We start from the raw sequence: 13,224 nt of genomic DNA on the forward strand, positions 1-13,224 counted from the left end.
ACGCATATCACCGGAGAACCGCCATGACGGATCGCAAGGATTACGTGGTCGCCGACATTTCGCTCGCCGACTGGGGCCGTAAGGAAATCGAGATCGCCGAGACGGAAATGCCGGGCCTGATGGCCGCGCGCGAGGAATTCGGGCAGGCCAAGCCACTGAAGGGCGCGCGCATCACCGGCTCGCTGCACATGACCATCCAGACCGCGGTGCTGATCGAGACGCTGAAGGCGCTCGGCGCCGAGCTGCGCTGGGCCTCGTGCAACATCTTCTCCACGCAGGACCATGCCGCGGCGGCGATCGCCGCCTCCGGCATTCCGGTCTTCGCCGTCAAGGGCGAAAGCCTCGAGGACTACTGGACCTATACCGACCAGATCTTCCAGTGGACCGACGGCGGCCTTTCCAACATGATCCTCGACGATGGCGGCGACGCCACCATGTACATCCTGCTCGGCGCCCGCGCCGAAGCCGGCGAGGACGTGCTGTCGAAGCCGGGCAGCGAGGAAGAGGAAATCCTGTTCGCGCAGATCAGGAAGCGCATGGCGGCTTCCCCCGGCTGGTTCACCAGGCAGCGCGAAGCGATCCGCGGCGTCACCGAGGAAACCACCACCGGCGTCAACCGCCTCTACCAGCTCCAGAAGAAGGGCTTGCTGCCCTTCCCGGCGATCAACGTCAACGATAGCGTCACCAAGTCGAAGTTCGACAACAAGTACGGCTGCAAGGAATCGCTGGTCGACGGTATCCGCCGTGGCACCGACGTGATGATGGCCGGCAAGGTCGCCATCGTCGCCGGCTACGGCGACGTCGGCAAGGGCTCGGCCGCCTCGCTGAAGGGTGCAGGCGCGCGTGTGAAGGTCACCGAGGCCGATCCGATCTGCGCCTTGCAGGCGGCGATGGACGGCTTCGAGGTCGTCACCATGGACGACGCCATCGGCACCGCCGACATCGTCATCACCGCCACCGGCAACAAGGACGTGCTGACGCTCGACCACATGCGCAAGCTGAAGGACATGGCGATCGTCGGCAACATCGGCCACTTCGACAACGAGATCGAGGTCGCATCGCTGCGCAACCTGAAGTGGACCAACGTCAAGCCGCAGGTCGACATGATCGCCTTCCCGGACGGCAAGCGCATGATCCTGCTTTCCGAGGGGCGCCTGCTCAATCTCGGCAACGCCACCGGTCATCCGAGCTTCGTCATGTCAGCGTCCTTCACCAACCAGGTGCTGGCGCAGATCGAGCTCTACACCAAGCCCGGCCAGTACAAGAACGAGGTCTATGTGCTGCCCAAGCACCTCGACGAGAAGGTGGCCAAGCTGCATCTCGACAAGCTCGGCGCCAGGCTGACCGAACTGTCGAACGAGCAGGCCGCCTATATCGGCGTGACGCCGAAGGGTCCGTTCAAGCCGGAACACTACCGCTATTAATCATAGCATTAGTTACCACAAGATATTGAAGCCGGGCGATTGACATTTCGCCCGGCTTCTTTTTTGCGCGCGCCGCTGCTTCACGCCGATTCGGCAAGAGGCTATTGTGGGGTGATTCGCGAAGCTTCCGGCTCGCGCATGGCTTCGGGCCGAGGAGGTCCGGTCGGGCGGCCATGAGCGGCCTTCCACGGTATCGGAGCGTACTTTGCGTGTCCGCGAGGGCGCGTCCACACCGATTCCGGAAGCGAGCGATGATCGGGCGGTCTTGTTCAGGCGGCGGAGAGGATCGGACATGCCGGGGGAAGACCCGCATCGCGCGGGAAAGGCCGCTAGGAGCGGCCAGCAGGATTCGACGGGCAGCATGCCCGGTATTTGCGCGGGGACCGGACCGGGCCGCGCCCGGCGGGCGCTGCTCCTGGCGGGCTCCGCACTGGCCGGCCTGTTCGCCCCGGTCGCCGCCTTTGCCCAGGCCACCCCTGCCCCCCCACCGATCAGCACGGTCGAGGTCATCCAGCTCGCCGTACTGGCCGGCGTCATGGGCGCGGCGTTGCTTCTGGCCATCATAACGATCCGCGAGCGCGCCAGGACCGCGGCCGAGAACGTCACGCTCAGGGCACGGATCGCCGACGTCAATGCCGCCCTGCAGCGGAGTGAAGCGCTGCTCAACCTGCGTGACCAGCGCGTCGTCATCTGGTCCGGCGACGACAGGCGACCGGAACTGGCCGGCGCCTTGCCGCTGGAAAGCGGCGCCCCGGAAGACCGGTCGGCCTTCCTCGCCTTCGGCCGCTGGATGATGCCGCGCTCGGCGGCCGCGCTCGAACATGCCGTCACGGCGCTGCGCGAGAAGGGAACGGCTTTCGACCTCGTCATCGAATCGCAGAGCGGCCAGCCGCTCGAGGTGCAAGGCCGCAAGAGTGCTGCCCATGTCATCGTGCGTTTCGTCTCGCTGTCGGAGGCGCAGCGCGGGCACGCCCGGCTGAAACTCGAGAACCGGCAGCTCGCGGCCGAGCACGACACCGTCTTCGGCCTGCTCGACGCCTTGAAGATGCCGGTCTGGATCCGGGCCGCCGACGGCGCGCTGAAATGGGCGAACCGGGCCTATGCCGTCGCCGTCGAGGCAGCCAACGGCGCAGCCGCCGTACGCGACGGCAAGGAATTTCTCGGCAGCCAGGCGCGCACGGCAATCGCCGAGGCGCATACGGCGCGGCCGGTCTTCGAGCAGACGCTGTCGACGGTGATCGGCGGCGACCGGCATATGTTCGCCGTCACCGATTTCGCCGCGGCGGACGGTTCCGCCGGGCTCGCCAGCGACGTCAGTGCGATCGAGCAGGTGCGCGCCGAATACGAGCGTACGGTGCGCAGTCATGCCGACACGCTCGACCAGCTCAACACGGCCGTCGCCATCTTCGATGCCGACCAGAAGCTGCGCTTCTTCAACCAGGCCTTCCAGAAACTGTGGGAGCTGGACAGCGCCTTCCTCGGCAGCGACCCCGACAACGCGCTGGTGCTCGACAGGCTTCGCACCGAAGGCAAGATCGCCGAGCAGCCCGAATGGCGGCGCTGGAAGGAAGGGCTTCTGTCCGCCTATCGCGCCGTCGAATCGCAGGAGCACTGGTGGCACCTGCCGGACGGCAAGACCATCCGCGTGCTGGCCAACCCGCAGCCGAAGGGCGGCGTCACCTGGGTGTTCGAGAACCTGACCGAGAAGATCGACCTCGAAAGCCGCTACCAGACGGCGGTGCGCGTGCAGGGCGAGACGCTGGACAACCTCGCTGAGGGCGTGGCCGTGTTCGGCCCGGACGGGCGGCTGCGCCTGTCCAACCCTGCCTTCACCACCCTGTGGGGCCTGAATGCCGATGCGGTCAAGCCGGGCGTACACGTCTCCGCGATCCGCACCATCGCCGACAGGCGCGCCAAGGACAGCCCATGGGCGGCGTTCGTCGCCACCGTCACCGGTTTCGACGAGGAACGCCGCGACCGTCACGGCCAGGTCGAATTGACCGACGGCAGCGTGCTCAGGCATGCCGCGATCCACCTGCCGAACGGCCAGGTGATGATGACCTTCGTCGACGTCACCGACAGCGTCAACGTCGAGCGGGCGCTGAAGGACAAGAACGAGGCGCTGCTGAAGGCCGACCAGCTGAAGAACGAGTTCGTGCAGCATGTCTCCTACGAGCTGCGCTCGCCGCTGACCAACATCATCGGCTTCACCGAGCTGATGGCGCTGCCGGCCACCGGGCCGCTGACCGGCAAGCAGCGCGAATATCTCGAGCACATCGGCTCGTCGTCGTCAGTGCTGCTTACCATCGTCAACGACATTCTGGATCTCGCCACCGTCGATGCCGGCATCATGCAGCTCGACATTTCCGAGGTCGAGGTCGGCCGCACCATCGCCGCCGCCGCCGAACTGGTCGCCGATCGGCTGGAGGAGCACGGTATCGGGCTCGAGGTCGATGCCGCCGGCGCCCCGCGCAGCTTCCACGGCGACGAAATCCGCGTGCGCCAGATCCTCTACAACCTGCTCTCCAACGCCGCCAGCTATGCGCCGGAGCGCAGCACCGTCCGACTCACCTGCCGCGGCGTTGCCGAGGGCATCGAATTCGCCGTCCACGACGACGGCCCCGGCATGGCGCCGGACGTGCTGGAAATGGTCTTCAGACGCTTCGAGTCGCGCGCCAACGGCGGCCGCCGGCGCGGCGCCGGCCTCGGCCTGTCGATCGTCAAGAGCTTCGTCGAACTGCATGGCGGCACGGTGCGCATCGACACCGGTGAGGCGCGCGGCACGACGGTGATCTGCACCTTCCCGGACGCCCCCTCCGGCATCCGCGAAGCCGCCGAGTAGCACGCTGCATGGCCGGTCCGGCACTCGAACGGTTCCTGGCGGACGAGGCGGCGACGGCCCGCTTCGGCGAGGACCTCGCCATGGCGCTCCGCCCCGGCGACGTGCTCGCCCTGTCTGGCGATCTCGGCGCCGGCAAATCGACGCTGGCGCGGGCGTTGATCCGCGCTGTCGCCGACGATCCCGACCTCGACGTTCCCAGCCCCACCTTCACGCTGGTGCAGAGCTACGACGGTCGCCTGCCCATCCATCATTTCGACCTCTACCGACTGGCCGATGCCTCTGAACTGGACGAGCTCGGCTTCGACGAGGCGCTGGCGCACGGCGCGGCGCTGGTCGAGTGGCCGGAACGTGCGGCGGACCGCCTGCCGGCCGGCGCGGTCACGGTCGTCCTGGAGCATCAGGGAGACGGGCGGCTGGCGCACCTGTCCGGCGATGGCCCGGCCTTCCAGCGCATCGCGCGGTCGCTGGCGATGCGCGACTTCCTCGGCCGATCCGGCTGGGGCGATGCCACACGCCGCCATTTCGTCGGCGACGCCTCGGCGCGCTCCTATGAGATCGTCCGCTTGCCCGGTGCGGCGCCGCACGTGCTGATGAACTCGCCGCCGCTGGTGCTCGGCCCGCCTGTGCGCGACGGCAAGGCCTATGCCGAGATCGCCCATACATCGCGCACCGTCGCCGCCTTCGTCGCGATAGACCGGACGCTGGCCGCCGGCGGCGTGAGCGTTCCGGAAATCTTTTCGCAAGACCTCGACCAGGGCTTTCTGCTGACGGAGCATCTTGGCTCCGGTCCTTTCCTCGATGACGGCAGGCCGATGGCGGACCGCTATGTAGCCGCCGCCGAACTGCTCGCTTTCATGCATGGGCAATCGTGGCCATATCGGCCGGAAGCCGCACCCGGCATCGTTCATGAAGTGCCGCCCTTCGACCGCGCCGCGATGGCGATCGAAGCCGATCTTCTTGTCGACTGGTACGTCCCGGCCGTCACCGGCGCGCCGGCAAGCGGCGCCGTCCGCGATGGCTACCAGCGCGAATGGAACGCCTTGTTCGACCGCCTCGCCGAGGCTGAAACGACCCTGATGCTGCGTGATTTCCACTCGCCCAACATCGTCTGGCGGCCCGAGCGCAAGGGCCATGACCGGCTCGGCATCCTCGATTTCCAGGATGCGTTGGTCGGACCATGCGCCTACGATGTTGCTTCTCTCGCCATGGACGCACGCGTGACGGTTCCGTCGGAGATCGAAAAGGTGACTTACAATGCCTATGTCGCGGTGCGGCAGGCCGCCGGCGACTTCGACGCGGACGCCTTCGCCGAGGCCTATGCGATCATGGCGGCGCAGCGCAATTCCAAGATTCTTGGCATCTTCGTCAGGCTCGATCGCCGCGACGGCAAGCCAGCCTATCTGAAGCACCTGCCGCGTATCCGCGACTATCTGAGGCGCGCGTTGGCGCATCCCGCCCTTGCCGGGCTGAAGGCTTTCTACGAGAAGCACGGCATATTGGAGGAACGGACGCTGTGAGCGTGGACGCGACGAAAGCGCCGACGACCGCCATGGTGCTGGCCGCCGGGCTTGGCAAGCGGATGCGGCCGATCACCGACACGCTGCCGAAGCCGCTGATAAAGATCGCCGGCAAGACGCTGCTCGACCGGGGTCTGGACGCGCTCGCCGCCGTCGGCGTCGAAAAAGCGATCGTCAACGTCCATTACCTGCCGGACCAGATCGTTGCCCATGTCGCGGACCGCAAGGCTCCGCGTATCGTCATTTCCGACGAACGCGCCGGCCTGTTCGATTCCGCCGGCGGCATCGTCAAGGCCCTGCCGCTGATCGGCTCCAAACCGTTTTTCGTGCTCAATGCCGATACCTTCTGGATCGACGCAGGCGAAGCCAACCTTGCCCGCCTTGCCCTTGCATGGGACGCGGCGCGGATGGATATTCTTCTGATGCTTTCCGCGCTCGAAACCGCCACCGGCCACTCCGGCAGCACCGACTTTCTTCTGTCCGACGACGGGCGCCTCTCGCGTTCGCGCGGCGATCCCGCCGGCGTGATCTATGCCGGTGCGGCCATCGTCAATCCGCGTATCTTCGAAGGCGCAGCGGCCGGGCCGGCATCGCTCAACCGCTATTTCGATGCCGCGATCGCCACCGGCAGGCTGCACGGCATGGTCATGCACGGGCGCTGGATCACCGTCGGCACGCCCGACGCCATCGTACCAGCCGAAGCCGCCGTCGCCGAGGCGCTCGCCGCCGCGCCATGAGCGGCCGCGTTCTCTCCATACCTTCCGGCGCGCCGTTTCTCGAAACGCTGGCGCGCGCGCTGCTCGACGGCAGGCTGGTGCCCGGCTTCCGCTTCGACGGCGATCCGCTGGTGCTGGCCGACGCCACGATCTACGTGCCGACGCGCCGCGCGGCCCGCGCCCTGCGCGGCGTCTTCGCCGAGGTGCTGGGCGGTAAATCGGCCATCCTGCCGCTGATCCGGCCACTTGGCGAGTTCGACGAGGACGATGCCGCCTTCGACATGGAACCGCCCGAGGCAGCGGAGATCCCGCCGCCGATCGCCGCAACCGAGCGGCTGCTGCTGCTGGCGCCGCTGGTGCGGGCCTGGAAGCGGCGGCTGCCGGCCCATGTCGCCGCCCTGTTCGACGAGGAGGTGGTGGTGCCGGCCTCGGCAGCAGACGCCGTGTGGCTGGCGCGCGACCTGTGCGCCCTGATGGACGAGATCGAGACGGAGGGCGCCGACTGGGCCAAGCTCGCCGGGTTGGTCGAGGGCAACCTCGCCGGCTGGTGGCAGGTGACGCTGGATTTCCTGAAAATCGTCACCGAGAACTGGCCTGCGCTGCTGGCCGAGCGCGGCCGCTCCGATCCGGCGGCCCGCCGCAGCGCACTGATCCGGCTGGAGGCGGCGCGGCTGAAGCGCAACCCACCCGCCGGGCCGGTGATCGCCGCCGGCTCGACCGGCTCGATCCCCGCCACCGCCGAGCTTCTGGCGACGATCGCTTCGCTGCCCAACGGCGCGGTCGTGCTGCCGGGGCTGGACGCTGCGATGGACGCCGTCTCCTTCGCCGCCATCACCCGGCCCGGCGCCGCCCCCGCCCTGCTCGGCCATCCGCAATACGGGCTGGCCAAACTGATCGGCAAACTCGGTGTCACGCGCGACGAAGTCGGCCCGTTGGGCACGGTGGAGGCTCCGCTCGTCCTGCGTGCCGCACTGGTGGGCGAAGCGCTGCGGCCGGCCGAGACGACCGAACTGTGGAGCGAGACGCGCGGCCGCTTCTCCATCGCAGAGGCCGACCACGCGCTCTCCGATGTGACTTTGGTCGAAGCGGCCAACGAGCGCGAGGAAGCCGCTGCCATCGCGCTGGCGCTCCGGCAGGCGGTGATGGAACCGGGCCATCGCGCGGCTCTTGTCACTGGCGACCGAGCGCTCGCCCGCCGCGTGTCGGCCGAACTGAAGCGCTTCGGCGTGATTGCCGACGATTCCGGCGGTACGCCGCTTGCCGGCACGCCGCCGGCGACGTTGCTTTCGCTTGCGCTGGAAGCGGCGTTGCGGCCCGGCGATCCAGTGGCGATTCTTGCGCTCCTCAAGCACCCGTTGCTGGCGCTCGAGTTGGAGCGCCCCGCCGTGCGCCATGCCGCCGAAACCGTCGAGCTTGTCGCGCTGCGCGGCGGCACCGGCCGGCCGGATATCGCCACGCTGCCGGCACTGTTTACGACACGGCTGGAGCGTCTCGCGAACGAGCCACGCCAGCCCTTCTGGCTGGAGCGCCTGTCGGCGCGTGCCGTCGAGCAGGCCGAGGCCATGCTGGAGCGGCTGGCGGCGGCGCTGGAGCCGCTGACCGCCCTGCGCGGCGCGGCCGAACTGGACATCCGCGCGCTGGTCCATGCCTCCGCCACGGCACTGGAGGCGTTGGGGCGCGGCGCCGACGGCACGCTGGCGCGGTTTTATGGCGGCGACGCCGGCGAGCGACTGGCCGAGCTGTTGCGCGGGCTGATCGCCGCGCAGGCCTCCTTCACCCTTGCCGCCGGCGAAGCGCCGGACGTCATGGCCGCGCTGATGGCGACCGAAACCGTGAAGCCGGGGCGCGGCGCCGACAAGGCCATCGCCATCTGGGGTGCCTTGGAAGCGCGGTTGCAGCATGTCGATACGCTGGTTATCGGCGCGCTGAACGAGGGCGTGTGGCCGCGCCGCCCCGAAGGCGACCGCTTCATGTCGCGGCTGATGAAGACGGGCATCGAACTGGAGCCGCCGGAACGCCGCATCGGCCTTGCCGCGCACGACTTCCAGATGGCGATGGGGGCGCAAAACGTCGTGTTGGCGCGCGCCGCGCGCTCGGGCGACGCGCCGGCCGTGCCGTCGCGCTGGCTGCAACGGCTGCTCACCTTCACCGGGCCGGAGCAGGCCAGGGCGCTGCGCGCCCGTGGCGAAGAACTGCTTTCATGGGCACGCGCGCTGGACGACGCGCCGCGGCAGGATTTCGCGCCGCGACCCGCGCCGAAGCCGCCGCTCACCGTGCGGCCAACGCATTTCTCGGTGACCGAGATCGAGACGCTGCGGCGCGATCCCTATGCGATCTATGCAAGGCGCATCCTCGGACTTGCCGCCCTCGATCCGGCGATCCGTGATCCGGGCGCGGCCGAGCGCGGCACGCTGTTCCACGCCATCCTGCACCGGTTTGCGCGCGATTGCGCCGATCCGGCGTCGCCCGATGCGCTGGAGGCGCTGCGAGCCGCCGGCCGTGCCTGCTTTGCCGAGGCAGCGCTGCCGCACGACGTCGAAGCGGTGTGGTGGCCGCGTTTCGCAGCCCTTGCCGAAAACATCGTCGAATGGGAGCGCGGCCGGGCGCTGAACGTCGCGCGCCGCCATGCCGAGGAGCGTGCCGGCAAGACGGTGGTCGGTGAAACGGGCGTCACGCTCTCGGGCTATGCCGACCGCGTCGATCTTCTGGCCGGCGGCATGGCCGACATCCTCGACTACAAGACCGGCTCCTATCCCTCCAAGGGCCAGGCATATACGCTGCTGTCGCCGCAGCTCGCGCTGGAAGGCGCGCTGCTGAAGCGCGGTGCCTTCGCCGCGCTCGGCGCCCGAGAGCCGGCCGATCTCGCTTTCGTGCGGCTCAAGGCGAACGGCGAGGTGGTGCAGGAATCCATCCTCGAATACAACCGCCAGCCGCGCAGCGCCGCCGACCTTTCCGAGGAAGCCTGGGCGCGGCTGGAAAAGCTGCTCATCCACTATCAGAGCCCGGCGACGGGCTACCTGTCGCGGGCGCTGCCGTTCCGCGAAGGCGAGCCCGGCGGCGACTACGACCATCTCGCCCGCGTGCTGGAATGGTCGGCCGGCGGCGAGGGTGACGAAGGAGGCGGCGAAGAATGAAACGCCGCTACCCCATACCGACCGAAACCGCCCGCAATCAGGCGCAGGCTGCCGATCCCGCCACCTCGGCCTGGGTGTCGGCCAATGCCGGCTCGGGCAAGACGCATGTGCTGGCGCAACGCGTCATCCGCCTTCTGCTTGCCGGCACGGATCCCTCGCGGATTCTTTGCCTCACCTATACGCGCGCGGCCGCCGCCAACATGGCGAACCGGGTCTTTTCCACCCTGTCGGAATGGACGGCACTGCCCGACGCGGAGCTGGCGGAACGCATTTCGGCGCTGGAGGGCCGGCAACCCGGCGCGGCCACCATGCGCCGGGCGCGACGGCTGTTCGCCGAGGCGCTGGAGACGCCGGGCGGGCTGAAGATCCAGACCATCCACGCCTTCTGCGAATGGGTGCTGCATCAGTTCCCGCTGGAAGCCAACATCGCCGCGCATTTCGAGATGCTCGACCCGCAGATGGAGGCTGCCCTTTTTGCCGCGACCCGTCGCGACATGATCTCGGGCGCGGGAGCCGCCGACGGCGGCGAGCTGGCGCAAGCCTTCGCCACGGTGCTGGAGCGCGGTGGCGAAGCGGGGCTGGACGCGCTGCTTGCCGAGATCGTGCGCAAGCGCGACGGCTTGCGCGCCTTCATCTCCCAGATCGGCGGCGACGGCAGCGGTTTTTCAGCGCTGTTCGATGCCTTCGGATTCGTACCGGGTGAAACGCTCGCCGCGATAGCGGCTGGGCTCTGGCCGCTGCCGGGGTTTGCGCCGGCCTATCTGGAAACGCTGGCGCTGGCCTGCCGTCAACTGGGCGCCGCCCGCACGCAGGACAGCCTCGTCACGGATGCCCAAACCGCCTTCGCCGAGGCCGACCCGCTGCGTCGGCTCGGCCTGCTGGCGAAAGCGTTTCTCGGCGGCAAGGGTGAGCCCTACAAGCCAGGCTGGCTGTTCGGCAAGCCGCTGCTTGGTGAGATGCCGGACCTGCCCGAGCGCTATCTGGAGGCGGCCGAGGCGATCATGGCGACCGCCGACCGGGTGGCGCTGCTTTCCATGCTGGAGGGCACGCGCGGGGCGCTCACCGTTGCCGACTGGCTGATCGCCCGCTACGAGCAGGTCAAGCGCGGCCGCGGCTTCCTCGATTTCAACGATCTGATTACCCGCACCGTCGGCCTGCTCGCCCGCGCCGACGCTGGGCCGTGGGTGCAATACAAGCTCGACCAGGGCATCGACCACATCCTGCTCGACGAGGCGCAGGACACCAGTCCCGACCAGTGGGAGGTCGTCAAGCGGCTGGCCGGCGACTTCTTCGCCGGCATGGGCGCGCGCGACGGCGTTCCCCGCACCATCTTCGCCGTCGGCGACGAGAAACAGTCGATCTATTCCTTCCAGGGCGCGGCGCCGGATTCCTTTCACGAGAGCCGCACGCTTTTCGCGACCGGCGCGCGCGGCGGCGGAGCCGCCTTCGCCGACCTGAAGCTCACCTGGTCGTTCCGCTCCACCGGCGACGTGTTGGCGGCGGTCGATCGCGTCTTCGCCGATCCGGCGGTACGGCGCGGCATCAGCCACGATCCCGATCCGCTCGACCACAAGCCGATCCGCAACGATGCGCCCGGCTATGTCGAGGTCTGGCCCTCGCTCGGCGCCGAACAGGTGGAGGAGCCGGACGACTGGACGCTGCCGGTCAACCACGCGAGCGCACCCGCCGTGCGGCTGGCCGAGACGATCGCCGCCACCATCCGCCACTGGCTGCGCACGGGCGAAGTCATCGAGGGCAAGGGGCGCAGGCTGCGCGCCGGTGACGTGGTGGTGCTGGTCAGGAAGCGCGACCGTTTCGTCCATGCGCTGGCGAAAAGCCTCAAGGAAAAGAACATCCCCGTCGCCGGTGCCGACCGGCTGTCGCTGCCCGCTCATATCGCGGTGCAGGACCTGATCGCGCTCGGTCGTTTCCTGTTGCAGCCGCATGACGACCTGTCGCTGGCGGCTGTTCTGCGCTCGCCGGTCTTCGACCTGTCCGAAGAAGTGCTGTTCGATCTCGCCAACGGGCGGGAGCGCGGTGTCTCGCTGATCGATTCGCTCAGGGCGAAGGCGGGTTCCGACGCGGCGCTCGCTGCCGTCGCCGTCCAGCTCGAAGGTTGGGCCAACGAGGCGGCGTTTCGGCCGGTGTTCGAGTTCTACGCCGGCCTCTTGGCGCGCGACGGTGTGCGCCGCAGGATGATCGCGCGGTTGGGGCCGGAAGCCGGCGACATCCTCGACGAATTCCTCAACTTCGCGCTGGCCGAGGAGCGCACCGGCCTGCCGGGGCTGGACGCCTTCCTGTCGACGCTGGAGAACGCCGGCCCGGAGATCAAGCGCGAGATGGACCAGACGCGCGACGAGGTGCGCATCATGACCGTGCATGCCGCCAAGGGGCTGGAGGCGCCGGTGGTGTTCCTGGTCGATAGCGGTGCGGCGCCGTTCAGCGACCAGCACTTGCCGCGCCTGATGCCCTTCGACGCGCCCGCAGGCGCACAGTGGCGGGGCAAGGGCTATCTGTGGCGCTCGGCCTCCGATGTCGCCAACGGGTTTTCGCGCGGCGCGGCGGAACGGGCAAGGCAGCTGGCCGACGACGAATACCGCCGCCTGCTCTATGTCGGCATGACGCGCGCCGAGGATCGGCTGATCGTCGCCGGTTACCACGGCAAGCGCAAACCTTCCGACGCGACATGGCACGCGCTGGTTTGGCGGGCACTGGTCGACGCGCCGGAAACCGGGGAATTGCCGCACCCGGTGACCGGCGAGCCGGTGCATCGCTTCCGCGCCACTTCCCTGCCGGCGCTGACAGGCGAAGCGGACGAAGCCGACGAAGCGCCGAAAGATTTCGGCCCGATGCCGGCCGACTTCTTCACGCCTTTGCGCGAACTCGAAGACCTGCCGAAACCGTTGTCTCCGTCCGGCGCCTCGGCGCTGGTCGAGGCGGAAAAAGAACCCGTGGCCGACCCGCGTTCGCCGGTGCTGGACGCCGAGGCCGAGCCGGGTTTCGCCGTGCAGCGCGGGCTGGCCGTTCACAAGCTTTTGCAGATGCTGCCCGGCCTTGCCGACGACGCACGCGTGGATGCCGCCCGGCGCTATCTGGAGCGTGCCGGCGCCGGCTGGCCGGAGATCGAGCGCGACAGGGCGCTGGCTGCCGTCGAGGCGATCCTGGCGGACCAGCGCTTCGCACCGCTGTTTGCGCCCGGCTCGCGTGCCGAAGTCTCGATCGTCGGCACGATCGACCTGAAAGGCCAGTCGCGCGCGGTCGCAGGCAAGATCGATCGGCTTGCTGTGACCGGCACCGACGTCCTGATCGTCGATTTCAAGACCAACCGTCCGGCGCCGGCGTCGCTGGCAGCCGTGCCGCCCGCATACGTCCTCCAGCTTGCGCTCTACAGGGCACTGCTGAAACCGCTCTATCCGGGCAAGGCGGTGCGCGCTGCATTGCTGTTCACCGAGGCGCCCGGCCTGATCGAGCTGCCGGAAGAGGCGATGGATGCCGCGCTTGCCCGACTCACCGGGTCGTGACACAAGACCTGCTCGGATTTGCTTGAAGAACGGCACCGCAACCACCACATCTGGCAGAACTGTCCAACCC

At 68.6% G+C, this 13,224-nt stretch carries 6 protein-coding genes; all 6 read left to right on the forward strand.

What is annotated here, in order from left to right; all coding sequences use genetic code 11:
* Positions 1–23 precede the first annotated feature (23 nt).
* Positions 24–1,424 carry an adenosylhomocysteinase gene (gene ahcY / locus E6C48_RS03820; protein ID WP_136354210.1) on the forward strand — a complete coding sequence of 467 codons (1,401 nt, stop codon included), beginning with the start codon at positions 24–26 and terminating at the stop codon, positions 1,422–1,424.
* A gap of 292 nt (positions 1,425–1,716) precedes the next feature.
* Positions 1,717–4,266 (forward strand): sensor histidine kinase, encoded by a 2,550-nt coding sequence (locus E6C48_RS03825; protein WP_136354212.1) that lies wholly within the window; start codon positions 1,717–1,719, stop codon positions 4,264–4,266.
* A gap of 8 nt (positions 4,267–4,274) precedes the next feature.
* On the forward strand, positions 4,275–5,783 hold the full coding sequence (gene tsaE / locus E6C48_RS03830; RefSeq protein WP_136354214.1) for a tRNA (adenosine(37)-N6)-threonylcarbamoyltransferase complex ATPase subunit type 1 TsaE: 1,509 nt from the start codon (positions 4,275–4,277) through the stop codon (positions 5,781–5,783).
* A 32-nt stretch (positions 5,784–5,815) separates the two neighbouring features.
* A complete protein-coding gene (locus E6C48_RS03835; protein WP_136354978.1) occupies positions 5,816–6,520 on the forward strand; it encodes a nucleotidyltransferase family protein in 705 nt (234 codons plus the stop codon).
* Positions 6,517–9,633: a double-strand break repair protein AddB gene (gene addB, locus E6C48_RS03840; RefSeq protein ID WP_136354216.1), complete on the forward strand. Its 3,117-nt coding sequence runs from the start codon at positions 6,517–6,519 to the stop codon at positions 9,631–9,633. The genes E6C48_RS03835 and addB overlap by 4 nt, the downstream gene beginning before the upstream one ends.
* On the forward strand, positions 9,630–13,154 hold the full coding sequence (gene addA / locus E6C48_RS03845; RefSeq protein ID WP_136354218.1) for a double-strand break repair helicase AddA: 3,525 nt from the start codon (positions 9,630–9,632) through the stop codon (positions 13,152–13,154). Before addB ends, addA begins: the two co-directional genes overlap by 4 nt.
* Positions 13,155–13,224: the final 70 nt, after the last annotated feature.

Source organism: Ollibium composti, from assembly GCF_004801285.1.
GTDB lineage: Bacteria > Pseudomonadota > Alphaproteobacteria > Rhizobiales > Rhizobiaceae > Mesorhizobium > Mesorhizobium composti.